We start from the raw sequence: 13231 nt of genomic DNA on the forward strand, positions 1-13231 counted from the left end.
TCTGGCTGCCTTCCCTGACTGAATTGGAAACAAAAAGCCAGTCCCAAAACAGGACTGGCCAGGTTCGAAAAGGTGATGCAAAACTAGTCTTGCGAAATGATGGTATTGATCTGATCCTGCGCGATCATCATGGAAACGACATCGAGACCGAAGATCGACAAAATCAGCATGAGTACCGCGTTGTTGGACTGACGACGGCCGGAGCAGTCATACAGCAGGTTACCCAGCTTGTAGAAGTAGTAGATGAGGTACAGACCGCAAGTCACGATCGTCAGCAGGATAACCGACATGGCAGACGGTCCATGCGGCTGGCCTTTGGCTGCAGCAAGACGATTGGAGTCTTCTACGAGCAGATAGAGCCAGACGATACTGAAAATACCGCAGGTCAGAATGCTTCCGAGCAGATACAGTACGGGGTTGCGCGGGGTAATGTAGGCGGTGGAAGAATTGCCTGCGTTCGAGCGAAGATCCGGCTGGGAACGGCGCGGCGCAGTCGACTGCGCAGGCAGATAGGCGCGCAGTTCGGTAGCGGAAAGGTTTCTCCAGTCTTCAAAATCGCTTTTCCAGACAAGGGATTCGCCGTCAAGAATACCCTGACGGATGTAGCCGATCATAACCGTTTCCGAGAACGGTCCATAGGAGCGGCCGTTTACAGCGTAGTACCATTCCTGCGCCTGCGAGCTGTCGCCATACGTTTCAGTAGTCGAAGAATAGGAACCGGACATGCTGGTCTGGGTACTCTGCGGCGTGCTCGTATCCGTAAAGGCGTTCGTACTGGACGCTGCAGCGGTTTCGGGCTCGGCCGGCATTTCAGCAGGCTCACTTTCCTGATAGAGCGGTGTGGATTTCAGGCGGGTCCATTCTTTCATGCCACGCGTCCACACGTACGTATCCGGACCGAGGTCGCCTGAAACGATCCGATTCAGGAAATCGTCTTTGGAAAAAGGACCTTTGGAGGCACCGTCTTCGACGTAGTACCAGGCCTCCGTGCTTTTGGTTTCCGTTTTATTTTCAGAATCCGGAAGACGCGTCCCGCACTCATTGCAGAACCGGCTGGTATCCAGGTTTTCCGTCTGACAATTTGGACATTTTTCATGTGAAAACTCCTTATTTTCAATAAGCAGAGCGATAACGGTCCGGTCTGTTTGCCGGAACATCGTTTCCATCGCTGTATACAGAACACTCCCAAGGCGGGGGCTTTGGGAATTTCACAGAAATTGTGCCACAGAAACATGAAAATAATCTTAACGGGCTGTCTTTTTCCTGAAAATTTCCCGATCGTGAACAGGAGGATAAAAGCTTTCCCTCTTTTACCGGACCGGTTCGACCGTTTTCTTCTTTTTCGGATTCGTGCACGCTCAGCCAAACTTGATAGAATAAGAACATGCAAATCATTCATTCTGTCCTGATCGGACTTGAAAATACGCTTCTCAACCAGTTTGGAGACATTCCTCCAGCCACCATGTCCATTCTCGAAGATCTGCATTCCAAGGGGATCGTCCTTGGTCTGTGTTCTCAGCGCGATGCCCGCTGGGTTCTTCATTTTCTGGAGCGCAAACGAATCGACAGGATTTTTCCTACGTTCTTGCCGCCGAAGGCAGCCAGTACGTTTCCCTGCCTGAAAAAGATCATCAGCCTGCACGCGTTTAATCCAAAAGAAGCCTGCGAACTGCTGACGAGTCTGTCGACGCTGGAATCCGACCTTTCTCTGAAAATCCCCTGCGCCCGCATCATCGACAGCGGCCGCCGCTACCTGTGCGATCATCCGGGAACGTACGCTTTTCTGTTCGCTTTGCGCGAGCACCTCTACCCGGTTCGTTCCGTCGATTTCAATACGCTCAAATCGGAATCGTCCTATCACCGTCTGCTTCTGATCAGCTCCAAGGCGCTGATCAACCGGATCCGCCGCAAGAAAGAGCTCGAAGCCTATCCGGTCTGCCGCGTCTTCCCGACCGTTCTGGAAATTTACCCGCGCGGCAGTTCGCTTTGCGAAGCCTTTGCACTGGCCCAGAAGGAATTTCATTTCTCAGCCGAACAGACGCTCTGCTTCGGCTCGCTGAGTGTTGAAAAAGCGCTGCTGAAGGAAACGTTTGGCATCGCGATGAAAAACAGCCCGAAATCCGTCATCGATGTCTGCCGAAGAACGACCAAGTACAACGCGGGACAAAACGGAATCGCCTATATGATCAACGTCCTGCTCATGGAGAAAGCCTGTGTTTTTCGAAAGCCGAACGGAAAAGCCCGTTAACGAAGACGCGCTGGGCATCTCTTCGTCAGTCTGGCTGATTGCGGACGGAGCGAGCGCGCTCAAGGGCGGCAATCGCATGCAGACGGGATCGGACGCGGCGTGGCTGGCGCGGTCCATTGCCCGATCCGCGAAACGCTTTGAAAATCTGGACGCGTCCATCGAATCGATTCTCAAAATCATTCTAAATGAGCTTTCCGCAGCGTTTGGAGAGTGCCCCGAAGACGAAATGCCTTCCTGTACCGTAAGCATCGTGCGCGCCAGTAAGCGTACCCAGGCCTTTGAATATTTCATTCTGGGCGACAGTCCGCTGCTGTTTGCCTTAAAGGATCGTCCGCTTCGTCTGGTCGACGAGCGTGTCGGTTTCTTTGACAATAAGGTTCTGGAAGCGATGGCCCGAATCCGTCAAAACGACGATCTTTCCTTAAAAGCGCTTCGGGCGCTTCCCGAAATTCAGTCCATGCTCATCGCCAACCGCGCCCGCAAAAACAATCCAGAAGGCGGCTATCCGATTGTCGATCTGAACGCCAGCTGGTTTGCCCCGCTGACGGGTTCCATTCCCTTTGACGAAGTAAACGGATTTGCGCTGTACAGCGACGGCTTCGATCAGCTGCAGGGTTTTCTTCACGAAAGCGATGACGATTTTGTTATAAGGCTGCAAAACGATCCCGCAGGCGCCATGGATCTTCTCTGGTCGCTGCAGGAAGAAGATCCCGATGCCAGAGCGCTTCTGCGCCTGAAAAAGCGGGACGATACGTCTCTTATGGCGGTCGATGCAAAAGAGGCTCTCAAAACCTGCAGTCCGATCTCGCAAAATGAAACGATAATACTGAAGAGGGTGCCTTTTACGGCCCCTTTTTCATACACTTTTTCGTCGCTGCTTTTTAACATCGATTTTGCCGGCGGCTTTTGTAAGTGTCAAACAATCGACGGGTATACGCGAGACTGAATATTAGATACGCTAAACGGGATCCCTTTCGAGATCCCGCTTGGCGTATTTTTTATTCTTCATCGTTTTCTTCATACTTCGGATCCGGTCCACGGTATCCAATTCGAAGATATTCAGGTAAATCCTTTGAATACGGCAGAAGTGACTTCAATACATCTACCGCGATTTCATCGTCTTTGAACCATTTGAGTTCATCCAGAACGTACTCCATGTAGCGCTCTGGATTTAAGTCGTTCATTTCAGCCGATCGAAACAAAGTCATAAACGCTGCGACGACTTCCGCACCTTTGATACTCTTCGTAGTCTGGAAGTTTTTGCGATTGATCACGAATGGCTTTACGGCTCTTTCTGCCACATTATTGTCGATCGGATAATCACCGTCTTCCAGGTACCTTCCCAACGAGTTCGCTCGATCCATGAAGTACTTGGCTGCTCTGTAGGCGGTGCTTCTTTCCTCGAATCCACTCTGAATCTCCATCATGACTCTTGTGAGTCTTTCAAAGCAGGGCTTTGAAAGTTCCTGCCGAACTTCGGTTCTCGCCTCGTGCGAGTAAGAAGCAACGTGGGATTCGATGTGGTAGAGCTTCCCGAACAGAGACAGGGCTGTGAGCAGAATCTGGAGACCCGGACTGGGTTCGGGTCTCTCTGTTTCGTCCAGCTGGGCTGCCGCTTCTGCGGCCTCTTCGTCGTTCTCCAGTGTGGTCTTTTCCCACTTCAGGACGTCTGCCTGATACTGCGCGAAGTCTGACCGGACTTTGATGGCTTCGAAGATCTTTCTTCTCGCATGGGCCATACAGTTGAGCTTTCTGCAGGGGCCATAGTAGTTGGCATATGCATAAAGCCCGTCTGTCATAAGGGCATGACGAAAAGAACCGCCAAGGAGGGCGATTACGAACTCCTGTTTCTTGTAAGGGAAAAACTTATAGACAGCCATCTGGTTCTCTTCATAGATTCCGCTGACGGCGACAACCATAGAAGACTGTTTTCGATCTTTAACCTCCGTGCACTTTAAAACCGTCTCATCCATATGGACGACGTTACAGTTTGGGAGATCCTCAATCATTTGTTTTACGAGGGGCTTCAGATAAAGATCGTAAGTTTTTTCCAGGATGTTGCCCATGGTCTGACGGCTGATCGGCAGTCCCGTGAGACTCAGGTGCTTTTCCTGACGATAGGCCGGGGTTCCCATTACGAACTTATCGTAGGCAATTCCCGCGACCATAGAGGAAGTTGCGACACTCTTGTCGATCAGTGCAGGCTCGTCAGGTTCGGCGGTGCGGATGATGGCTTTCCCGTTTTCATCCGTACACTTGTTTGGGCACGCGACTGTCTCACGCAGCACTTCTTCCAGCCTATAGCGAGCGGGAATCCGATGAATCCTATAGTGACGTTTCATTCCAACAGTTTTCATCTCACAGCCGCAAACTGGGCAAATGCGCTTTTCCCTTCTACACTGAAGGTAGTGGTTTCTTTGACCGCTTCCTGCTTTCTGCACTTGGTGGAAGGTTTTTCTTGCTTCCTTCAACAGAACTGAGCTTTAAATCTTCAGCTTCTTTACGATAGCGGTCTCCCTCTTCCTGATATTTCGCAGCCCGGTTAAAACAAACATCGGCTTTCAGATCAAGCTGAGCCAGCTGTTTATTCAGAATATTGATATCTGGGCCGCCGTCCTCGTTTTCAGAGTAATCCAGTTTCAAGGGAACCATCTTTTCCGTAGAAGGACCAAAGCGGCCGCTTTTCACGGCTTTATTGATTTCTTTAGCGAAATAGAGATCCAGGTACATATCCTCAATAAATTTGTCTTTCTTTCTTCCGTCATGGTGCTGATCTGATGATGAAGATCTTCGAGGAGCTCGTTGCGGATTGTCTGGTAAGGGTTCGGCACATTCATGTATTAATTTTAACATATTTAGAGCGATAGATAAAGTAAATGGGATGATTTATCTTGATATTCCTTCAAGAAAATCATCCTTTTAAATTGGTTTAAACATACTTATAAGTTCGTGGCAGAAATGCCGGCTGGGGAACAATCGACAGACCGGAAAGCAGAGAAGCCAGCTGCGAACAGTCAATTCGCATGAAGTCGGACTGGTCAGTGCTGACAGGCCACTGAAGGGAAGATCTGGAGAGTCGCTTATAAACAAGCCAGAATCCATTTCCGTCACGAAGGATACCTTTGATCTTGTTCTTCTGTCGATTAACGAAGAGAAAGAGGGATCCATCCAGCGGATCCAGAGCGAGAGGTCCTTGAACCAGGGAGACGTAACCGTCAATTCCTTTGCGAAGGTCAGCAGGCATCTGAGCCAGATAGATGTTTTTAACTTTGGAGAAATCGATACCGAGATCGATTGCAGGGATGATTGATTCCATGAAAAAGCCTCCTTGAATAAAGGAATTATCCCAAGGAGGCGGTCGAGAAAATACCCGTCTTTTATTTGACGCTTACCGGCTTTTTGGCCAAAACAAAAAGCAGTCCTCGCTTTGGCAGAAACCGAGACAAAGACTACTTTCTTTTGAATGGATACGGATTCGTATGCGCGTTACTTTTTCGAGACGATATGATCCTTGTCCTTGAAAATCGAATTGGCAGGGATCACATGACGGACACTCGAGAGCGGATAAATGTTCGTATGGCGGCCGATTACCGTTCCCGGATTGAGAACGGAATTGCAGCCGACTTCTACATCGTCGCCCAGCATGGCGCCAAATTTTTCAGACCGGTTTCGATTTTTTCCTTGCCGTCGCTGACGACAACCAGCGACTTGTCGCTTTTACATTGGACGTAATCGAGCCTGCGCCCATATGCGAGCGATAGCCGAGAATGGAATCGCCGACGTAGTTGTAATGCGGAACCTGAACGTGATCAAAAAGGATCACGTTTTTAATTCGGTGGAGTTGCCGACCACGCAGTGCGCACCGACGAGCGCGTTGCCGCGAATGAAGGCTCCTGGACGCACTTCGGTATCCGGACCGATAATGCAGGGTGCTTTTAAAACCGCGGTCGGTGCGATCTCTGCACTTTTATGAACGAAAATACCTGGTTCCTTTTCTTCATACTCCGCCGGCAGATCGTGACACAGCGTCAGAATCAGTTCATTGATTTTTCCTAAAGCCTGCCAGGGGTATTCAAACTGATCCAGCCAGTTTTTGGCCAGGGAATGTTCATGGGTATACAGATCTTTGGTTTTATACATAAAGCGCCTCACACTTCTTTTTAATGCTGATTACTGTCCGGCCGGTACCAGTTCCGGCTGAACTTCATTTCCCGCATCCTGTACGATGCCGTTTTCTGCCGCTTCGGGCTACGTTTCCGGCTGGGCTGCTGGATCCGATTCTGCATTGGGTTCGGAAGCCGGTGCCGGTTCATCGCTTCGTTCGATGCGGGACGTCTGCGGTTCGTGGCCGCTGAGAATGGACTGAATCGCCGTCTTCGCCTGATCCAGCGATTCCGGATCGGGAATTAACATGTACGCCGAATCGCGAAGAACGGCGGAATACTGGGTCTGGTATTCCCCGGAAACGGTCGAATACCAGCACGTGAACGGTTCCGGTTCAAGAACGTACTGCCATATGAGCGTGCAGAGCTGTTCGTAGTTGAACGATGTGATCATCGATCCGTCGAGAATACGAAGCAGGGACGGAATGTTCGTAAACGAAATCTGCTTTCTGGCCTGGGCAAGATCGCAGAACATGACAAACTGGTTCAGTTCCTGGTCGAAATCGTTTCCGGAGTAGTTGGACAGGGAGCCGAGAATCTGACGGATTTTCGGTCCGGATACGCCTTTATCCGGATTGACCGTAATCGCTGAAGCGATTTCGTATTCCCGTCCGCCCGACTGATACAGGCCGTCCATTTCATCAAACAGCGAAACGACCGCGGCCAGATCGACCTGAACGGTAAAATCAATCGACGTGCCGAATTCTTCTTCGAGCGCCTGCCGCTGCGCTTCGAGCGTGTAATTGGAAAGCAGACCGGCACGGTCGGCAGCGCCATCGGCCGGACAGCCCAGCGTGCCGTCGCATTTGGCCGGCAGAGCCAGCGCGCGCGGAATAACGGTGACGAGCACCTGATGCGCCGTCGGGTTGACGGTCAGCAGCATCGTCATTGTCGACGTGTACATCTGGGTATTCAGCCGCGTATCCGAAGCGGAAACCAGAACGGTATACGGCTGCGTGTTGAGATCGAGCGGCTGGTTTTCTTCGACCAGACCGGTCGACCAGCTGACGTTCAGCGCGCTTGTCAGATCGCCGTTGGACGTCTGTCCATTGGAAAATTCATGAATCAGCTTAATTTCCGTCGGCGTCAGAATGGCGGCACGTACTTTCTGGCCGCGAACGGCTTTGTTGAGCTGCTGGAGCGTGCTGTACGATTCGGTACGCACCGTCACGCCTTCTTCTTTCAGACGGTCCAGAACTTTTTCATTCGTTTCGTTGCCGCGACTGTCAAGAACGCCGACAATCTGGCCTTCCAGAGCGTCAATCGTCTGGAGCGGTACCGCGTTCGGTACGTATAATCCGGCGCTCAGCGTGTATTCCTGACCATAGTCGCTCAGCTGATCGATTTCTCTGGAAATCGAATGCACATAGCGCTGACCAAAAAGCACGTTACGACAATGGCCACGCAAAGAAAGACGGCTGGAATGGACCACAGACGGTTTCGGGTTTCGAAAACCAGAACCCCGCAACGGTCATAGCCGCCGCGGCCAGTCCGACAATCCAGGCGGCGGCCGAAAGACGCAGCAGACCGAGTTCCAGCATCGAATAGAGCAGCCAGAACACGGCAAGCAGGCAGATCAGCAGACACCAGAACCCCGGCTTTCGTACCAGTCTGGCAAAGCGGGAAGGCCCTTTGGCGCTTTTGGCGTTTTTGCTTCTTTGGATACTTCGCTCTCTTTTTCCTCTTGCGCACTCGAATCGGAATTTGAATCCGCACTGGCGGCGGGTTCCGAACCGAACGGTGCAGTTTCTGTCTTCGGGCTTTCGCCGGCCTCTTCCTGGCGTTCGGCTTCTTCCATCAGACGTGTCAGCGGCTTTTCCCGTTCCAGACGATCAATCGCACCATCACTATGCGCCTCGGTTTCATTTTTATTTGTACTGGCATTCGCCGTTTTCGGTTTTACGATTTTTGGCGTGTTGGAGGCGCTGATTTTTGCTCGCCGTAAAGGCGGACTTCCAGCGGCCCGATCCCCTGTTGCGGCCGCCGAAGTCTCCGGCTGGCTGTTTTCAGGCGCCGCGGGCTTCTTTTCTGTATCCATTTCCTTTTCAGTCCCCTTTTCCATACAGCCGCTGGCTGTATTTTCACGAAAGCCGATATGGCTTTCTATCCCCATACGCATCCAGAAGATGCGGTTTTATTTTTCTTTTTGAGTATACGTCCTGCACCCTCCGGGAGATCTTTCATCTGCCTTTTCGAAGAGAAAGCGCAGGCTTAATGCAAAATGGCTTCCGGATCGCCTCCGATTTTTTCAGGCGGGCGTGCAGGGAAAGCGTACGCGTCGTGCTCAGTTTATCAAACTGAATCACGATTTTTGTGCCTGTCGATCCAGATCGAGAATGATGCCTTCTCCAAAGACAGGATGCGCGATGCGATCGCCGCTTTGCAGCTCGTTTTCGTTTTCCGACTCCCCTTTTAAAGAACGGGAGCGCAGCGAGATGAAGCGGGTCGCGGCCTGAATGAGATCTTCTGGAATCGGCGGCTGCCAGACGGCGTTTTCCAGCCCGATATCAAAGAGAAAGCGCGAAGGCATGCGATTCGATCCCGAATGCAGGATGCCCTGTGCATCGCTGAGATACAGCTCCTTTTGGCGCGGGTCAGGGCGACAAACATCAGGCGCCGCTCTTCTTCCATCTGCGGGCGGGTTTTCGTCTGCCTCGACGGGAAAATGCCTTCATCGAGCGCCGGCAGAAAGACGGTGTCAAATTCCAGTCCCTTCGCCGTATGAATGGTCATCAGGCGTACCTGATCGCTGGTCGTCTGTCCATCAGCAGCGGAAAAGAGCGCGTTCTGGTTCAGCCACGATTCGAGCGTCGTATCTTCTCCCACGACACTTCAAATTCGGCAGCCGCCTGCTTCAGTTCGGCAAGATTGTCGAGGCGATCCTGGGCGCCGCGCAGGCGCTGTTCCTTTTCGTAGCCGGAGCGGTCAAGCACTTCATCGAGCACCTGGCTGATCAGCCGGTCCTGCCATACCGTTTCTTCCACGACCGCGATATACTCAGCCGCTTTGGTCGACGCGAAATAGTCGCTTTCGCTGTTTTCGACGAGCGCCTGATAGAGCGAGATTTCCCTCTGTTCGGCATAGTCCTTTAAAAGGCGATGCGGCCTTTTCCAATGTTGCGCGGCGGATCGTTGATCGTGCGCAAAAAGTCGAGATCGTCCCGGTACAGCAGCATGCGGCAGTACGAGAGCGTCGTCTTGATTTCCGCACGCGAGAAAAACGGCACGCCCGAATACACGGCGTACGGAATGTGCGCCGCAATGAGCGCGTCTTCAATCGGACGCGTTAAATAATGAGCGCGGTACAAAATGGCCATGTCACGATACGCCACGCCTTCCTCATGACGGGAAGCGATGCGCGAGGCGATCCATTTTGCTTCTTTTTCCGGCGTTTCAAAATGACCGGCTTCCACCGGTTTTCCATCCGGCAGAAAGGGTATCAGATCCTTGTCGATCCGGTTCGCGTTTTTGGAAATGAGCGAGTTGGCCGTCTTCAGAATCTGAGGCGTGGAGCGGTAGTTTTCGTTGAGCAGCACCGTCTGGCACGGATGAAAATGTTCATCAAAATCGAGCAGACGGCGTACGTTGGCGCCGCGCCACGTATAAATGGTCTGGTCGGGATCGCCGACCACAAACAGATTGTGATGAACTTTGGCCAGCGCATCGATCAGGCGGTACTGCAGACCGTCGATGTCCTGGAACTCGTCCACCATGATGTATTCAAACCGCTGCTGCCACTTGCGGGCGACATCGGGATTTTCGTCAAAGATTTTCAGCGTCAGCAAAATCAGATCGTTATAGTCGAGGCCGAAGTTTTTCTTCTGCGCGCTCAGATACCCGTAAAAATCTGATCCTGCGGATCGATCGCGTTTTCGTATTTTTTCTGAATGGCTGCGGGCGAGAGCGCCACGAGATCTTCCCGGTAGTTCGGCTCGTCCTTGATCTTGCGGATTTCAATCATGTCCCGCGCCTTGGAAAACGTCATGTCGTGAAGCGTCAGTCCCTTTTCGTCGTACACCTGCCGCAGAAGCTGATCGATATCCGCGTTGTCGAGCACCACAAACGATTTCGGATAGCTGATGATGTGGCTTTCCTCGCGCAGGATCATCGAACAGAGCGAATGGAACGTACAGATCGTCCCGCACTGATCGTCTCCGGTGAGTGAGCGGATGCGCGATTTCATTTCGGCTGCCGCTTTGTTCGTGAACGTAATTGCCAGAATGCTTTCCGGAATCATGCCGATCTCGATCAGAAAGGCATACCGGGCGGCGAGTGTTCGCGTCTTTCCGGAACCGGCGCCCGCAACAACCCGGACGTAGCCTTCAATGGCTTCGACCGCTTCGGTCTGCGACGGATTTAAAATGAGATCATTTTCCATGCGGACCGTCCCCTTGGGCGTTTTCCTTACTCGCGGGATTTTCGGGCAGCGCCAGCGGAACATCCGGGTGGAGTGCGGCGAGCCAGTCGGCCGCTTCCTGCACGTGCGATTTGGGCAGAGCGAGATTGAGAGCCGAAGAAACGGCGCGGGCCTCGACGATATCGTGCACGCCGCCGTATTCGCCATCGAGCGTCCACGGGATGTTTTCCCTTTCAACCGGAACCAGGGCGACTGCACCTGCATCATGAGCGGATTGTCAAAAGAAGAGCGCATGAGGCAGGAAATGATCTGGTTGAGCTCGCTGATATTCATCGGGCGCTTAATAAAGACACCCTCGAGCAGTCCGTCGTGCCAGTTATAAATGTTTCGGGTAAACAGATCCGATCCGGCGATATAGCGGGAATTGGAAACCATGCCATACAGAAAGTCGCCCTGCAGCGAACCGCCTTCCCATTCGATTTCCAGCGTTTCACAGTTGTTTTCCCAATGGGCAAAATCCACGCGGCCAAGGGCTTCCAGAACGTAGGCGATCGAACCGAGGCGGTTTTTGCGCTCCTGCGCCGTCAGATAGGAAACCGAGGTGCCCAGACCGAAGGCGGCCACATAGGAAAAATATTCCTCGTTAAACTGACCGACATCGATGGGCGCCCACCAGTCGCCGCCCGCAATTTCAGCGGCTTCGCTCAGCTTGAGCGGAATTTCATGCGAGTTGGCAAAGTCATTGACGGTGCCGGAAGGAATATAGCCCAGCAATGGCATGTTTTTTCCAGCCATCCAGCCGTTGAGCGCTTCGTGCAGCATCCCGTCGCCGCCGCAGATGACCAGACGGTCGCAGCCGCTCAGATCCAGATTTTTCAGCTTTTCGCTGGCATCTCCCGGTTTCTGTGTCGGATACACCGTAACCAGATAGCCCATTCCCGTCATCTGATTGACGAGATCGGAGAGGCTGTTCTGAATTCTTCGGTCTCCGGCCACAGGATTGTAAAGAAGGAGCATCTTTTTCATAGTCCAATCCCCAGTTCTGTACATTGAAACAGACGTATCGCCTTATCCTGATACAGAACAGTATAACCAAATCCGCTGGCCCCGTCCGGCTTTTCCCGGAAACGCTCTGCGAGTGTCGTCTTTGTGCAGACCCGTATACAGACACAGTCGCAAACTCGGGCGAACGGATGAAATACCAAAAATGAATTTCTTTGTCATAATGGCATAAGGGCTCTCACTGTCCTGGAAAGGAGGAAGTCCGTGACTGCTGTCATGGCGTTCATTACGCCTTTTCTGATTTCAGCCGCACTCATTCCCCTGATCAAGCGGCTGTCGTATCCATCAGATGCCTGGGCGAAAATCAATAACCGTACCATTCATCACGGCCGTATTTCCCGGATCGGCGGCATAGCCATTTATCTGGCTTTCTCCTGTGCGCTGCTGCTCAACGGGCAGGCGGACCGTTCCATACTCGGCATTTATCTCGCCAGCTCGATGATGTTTTTCATCGGTCTTGCTGACGATTTTGTGGATCTTCCGGCCAAGGTCAAATTCATTTTGCAGGTGCTGGCGTCGCTGATTCTGCTTCACTACGGCATACGCGTCGATACCCTGCGCATCTTTGGCTGGGCCATCCGCTCGGATCTGATCTGTTCGATCTTCACCATCCTCTGGGTGGTCGGCATCACGAATGCGATCAATCTGCTCGACGGTCTCGACGGACTTTGCGGCGGCATGATTCTCATTGTGCTGGCCGTCATCTGTTCGATTTCGTTTGTCGACAAGCGCAGCGATATGGTCATCCTCTCCTTGATGCTTTCCGGCGCGGTACTTGGCTTTCTGCTCTACAACGCGCATCCCGCTTCGATTTTCATGGGTGACTGCGGATCTCTGTTTCTGGGTTCCATCGTTTCTTCCTTTTCCCTTCTCGGATTCAAATCGTCGACAACCATTACCCTTGGCCTGCCGATTCTGCTTCTCGTTTTGCCGATTATCGATACGCTCTCCGCGATCCTGCGCCGCAAGATTCATAACATTCCGGTCGATCAGGCGGACCGATCCCATCTGCACCATCAGCTGCTCAAGCGGTTTGGCCAGACCAATTCGGTCATCATCATGTGCGGCATTACGTTCCTGTTTGGCATGAGCGCGTTCATTTACATTTACAGCCGAAAAGCCGGTGTCGTTCTGATCCTGCTTCTTCTGCTCGTCATTGAACTGTTCATCGAGCGCACCGGCATGATTTCCGAATCGTTCCATCCGCTCCATTCCCTGGGACGGTGGATCTGGAAACATTGCCGTTCCCTGTTCAAGTGCAAGCCAAAGCCAGAGCCAAACGCATAAGCGCAAAAACAGATCTATGTCTTCCTTCTGTTATCTGGATTTGCGTGCCCGCTTTATCTTTGATTTGTTTCGGATGCCTTCGGGCATCCGTTTTCTTTGCCGGTTTTTAAACGCG

At 52.3% G+C, this 13231-nt stretch carries 19 protein-coding genes and 1 pseudogene; 3 read left to right on the top strand and 17 right to left on the bottom strand.

Annotated elements, in window-relative coordinates; all coding sequences use genetic code 11:
- Positions 1-83: 83 nt before the first annotated feature.
- Positions 84-1166 carry a GYF domain-containing protein gene (locus tag KWG61_RS13665; RefSeq protein WP_242744303.1) on the bottom strand — a complete coding sequence of 361 codons (1083 nt, stop codon included), beginning with the start codon at positions 1164-1166 and terminating at the stop codon, positions 84-86.
- A 218-nt stretch (positions 1167-1384) separates the two neighbouring features.
- On the opposite strand from KWG61_RS13665, the gene KWG61_RS13670 reads away from it, so the two are divergent.
- Complete coding sequence (locus KWG61_RS13670; protein WP_242744304.1) at positions 1385-2248, top strand: HAD hydrolase family protein; 864 nt, start codon at positions 1385-1387, stop codon at positions 2246-2248.
- Positions 2214-3194, top strand: coding sequence for a protein phosphatase 2C domain-containing protein (locus tag KWG61_RS13675; protein ID WP_242744305.1), 981 nt, complete (start codon positions 2214-2216; stop codon positions 3192-3194). Before KWG61_RS13670 ends, KWG61_RS13675 begins: the two co-directional genes overlap by 35 nt.
- A 52-nt stretch (positions 3195-3246) precedes the next feature.
- Here KWG61_RS13675 and KWG61_RS13680 read toward each other — a convergent pair whose 3' ends face one another.
- The 16 genes and pseudogenes from KWG61_RS13680 to KWG61_RS13750 all read right to left on the bottom strand — a co-directional run bounded on the left by KWG61_RS13680 (position 3247) and on the right by KWG61_RS13750 (position 11793).
- On the bottom strand, positions 3247-4605 hold the full coding sequence (locus KWG61_RS13680; protein WP_242743384.1) for a transposase: 1359 nt from the start codon (positions 4603-4605) through the stop codon (positions 3247-3249).
- A 37-nt stretch (positions 4606-4642) separates the two neighbouring features.
- Positions 4643-4978 (bottom strand): hypothetical protein, encoded by a 336-nt coding sequence (locus tag KWG61_RS13685; protein WP_242744306.1) that lies wholly within the window; start codon positions 4976-4978, stop codon positions 4643-4645.
- Positions 4933-5085: a hypothetical protein gene (locus tag KWG61_RS13690; RefSeq protein WP_242744307.1), complete on the bottom strand. Its 153-nt coding sequence runs from the start codon at positions 5083-5085 to the stop codon at positions 4933-4935. The genes KWG61_RS13685 and KWG61_RS13690 overlap by 46 nt, the downstream gene beginning before the upstream one ends.
- A gap of 92 nt (positions 5086-5177) precedes the next feature.
- Complete coding sequence (gene tnpB / locus KWG61_RS13695) at positions 5178-5564, bottom strand: IS66 family insertion sequence element accessory protein TnpB (protein WP_230268547.1); 387 nt, start codon at positions 5562-5564, stop codon at positions 5178-5180.
- A gap of 170 nt (positions 5565-5734) precedes the next feature.
- Complete coding sequence (locus KWG61_RS13700) at positions 5735-5893, bottom strand: hypothetical protein (RefSeq protein WP_242744308.1); 159 nt, start codon at positions 5891-5893, stop codon at positions 5735-5737.
- 13 nt (positions 5894-5906) lie between these two features.
- The gene (locus KWG61_RS13705) at positions 5907-6071 is read right to left on the bottom strand and encodes a hypothetical protein (RefSeq protein WP_242744309.1); all 165 of its coding nucleotides are present in this window, start codon (positions 6069-6071) and stop codon (positions 5907-5909) included.
- Positions 6068-6388 carry a hypothetical protein gene (locus KWG61_RS13710; protein WP_242744310.1) on the bottom strand — a complete coding sequence of 107 codons (321 nt, stop codon included), beginning with the start codon at positions 6386-6388 and terminating at the stop codon, positions 6068-6070. The genes KWG61_RS13705 and KWG61_RS13710 overlap by 4 nt, the downstream gene beginning before the upstream one ends.
- Positions 6389-6496: 108 nt before the next feature.
- Complete coding sequence (locus KWG61_RS13715) at positions 6497-7798, bottom strand: hypothetical protein (protein WP_242744311.1); 1302 nt, start codon at positions 7796-7798, stop codon at positions 6497-6499.
- A gap of 1 nt (position 7799) precedes the next feature.
- Complete coding sequence (locus tag KWG61_RS13720) at positions 7800-7973, bottom strand: hypothetical protein (protein WP_242744312.1); 174 nt, start codon at positions 7971-7973, stop codon at positions 7800-7802.
- Between the two features lie 14 nt (positions 7974-7987).
- Positions 7988-8449: a hypothetical protein gene (locus tag KWG61_RS13725; RefSeq protein ID WP_242744313.1), complete on the bottom strand. Its 462-nt coding sequence runs from the start codon at positions 8447-8449 to the stop codon at positions 7988-7990.
- 142 nt (positions 8450-8591) lie between these two features.
- On the bottom strand, positions 8592-8717 hold the full coding sequence (locus KWG61_RS16530; protein WP_256460698.1) for a hypothetical protein: 126 nt from the start codon (positions 8715-8717) through the stop codon (positions 8592-8594).
- On the bottom strand, positions 8714-8941 hold the full coding sequence (locus KWG61_RS13730; RefSeq protein WP_242745749.1) for a hypothetical protein: 228 nt from the start codon (positions 8939-8941) through the stop codon (positions 8714-8716). Before KWG61_RS13730 ends, KWG61_RS16530 begins: the two co-directional genes overlap by 4 nt.
- Before the next feature lie 104 nt (positions 8942-9045).
- Positions 9046-9237: pseudogene (locus KWG61_RS13735) on the bottom strand (3'-5' exonuclease); the annotation flags it as partial.
- Positions 9204-9395: a hypothetical protein gene (locus KWG61_RS13740; protein WP_242744314.1), complete on the bottom strand. Its 192-nt coding sequence runs from the start codon at positions 9393-9395 to the stop codon at positions 9204-9206. The pseudogene KWG61_RS13735 and the gene KWG61_RS13740, both read right to left, overlap by 34 nt.
- A 104-nt stretch (positions 9396-9499) precedes the next feature.
- Positions 9500-10288: an ATP-dependent helicase gene (locus KWG61_RS13745; protein ID WP_367614399.1), complete on the bottom strand. Its 789-nt coding sequence runs from the start codon at positions 10286-10288 to the stop codon at positions 9500-9502.
- Positions 10240-11793, bottom strand: a complete 1554-nt coding sequence (locus KWG61_RS13750) for a YegS/Rv2252/BmrU family lipid kinase (RefSeq protein WP_256460699.1) — start codon at positions 11791-11793, stop codon at positions 10240-10242. Before KWG61_RS13750 ends, KWG61_RS13745 begins: the two co-directional genes overlap by 49 nt.
- A 240-nt stretch (positions 11794-12033) precedes the next feature.
- Here KWG61_RS13750 and KWG61_RS13755 point away from each other — a divergent pair, with 240 nt between their 5' ends.
- Positions 12034-13116 (top strand): MraY family glycosyltransferase, encoded by a 1083-nt coding sequence (locus KWG61_RS13755; protein ID WP_230267644.1) that lies wholly within the window; start codon positions 12034-12036, stop codon positions 13114-13116.
- The last annotated feature ends 115 nt before the right edge of the window (positions 13117-13231 follow it).

Source organism: Allobaculum sp. Allo2 (genome assembly GCF_022701175.1).
Classification (GTDB): Bacteria; Bacillota_I; Bacilli_A; order Erysipelotrichales; family Erysipelotrichaceae; genus Allobaculum; species Allobaculum fili.

Coding starts and splice junctions, on each gene's coding strand:
- KWG61_RS13665 (WP_242744303.1), bottom strand. CDS start 1,166: ATGGAAACGATGTTCCGGCAAACAGACCGGACCGTTATCGCTCTGCTT.
- KWG61_RS13670 (WP_242744304.1), top strand. CDS start 1,385: ATGCAAATCATTCATTCTGTCCTGATCGGACTTGAAAATACGCTTCTC.
- KWG61_RS13680 (WP_242743384.1), bottom strand. CDS start 4,605: ATGAAAACTGTTGGAATGAAACGTCACTATAGGATTCATCGGATTCCC.
- KWG61_RS13685 (WP_242744306.1), bottom strand. CDS start 4,978: ATGTACCTGGATCTCTATTTCGCTAAAGAAATCAATAAAGCCGTGAAA.
- KWG61_RS13690 (WP_242744307.1), bottom strand. CDS start 5,085: ATGAATGTGCCGAACCCTTACCAGACAATCCGCAACGAGCTCCTCGAA.
- tnpB (WP_230268547.1), bottom strand. CDS start 5,564: ATGGAATCAATCATCCCTGCAATCGATCTCGGTATCGATTTCTCCAAA.
- KWG61_RS13700 (WP_242744308.1), bottom strand. CDS start 5,893: ATGCTGGGCGACGATGTAGAAGTCGGCTGCAATTCCGTTCTCAATCCG.
- KWG61_RS13710 (WP_242744310.1), bottom strand. CDS start 6,388: ATGTATAAAACCAAAGATCTGTATACCCATGAACATTCCCTGGCCAAA.
- KWG61_RS13725 (WP_242744313.1), bottom strand. CDS start 8,449: ATGGATACAGAAAAGAAGCCCGCGGCGCCTGAAAACAGCCAGCCGGAG.
- KWG61_RS13730 (WP_242745749.1), bottom strand. CDS start 8,941: ATGCCTTCGCGCTTTCTCTTTGATATCGGGCTGGAAAACGCCGTCTGG.
- KWG61_RS13750 (WP_256460699.1), bottom strand. CDS start 11,793: ATGAAAAAGATGCTCCTTCTTTACAATCCTGTGGCCGGAGACCGAAGA.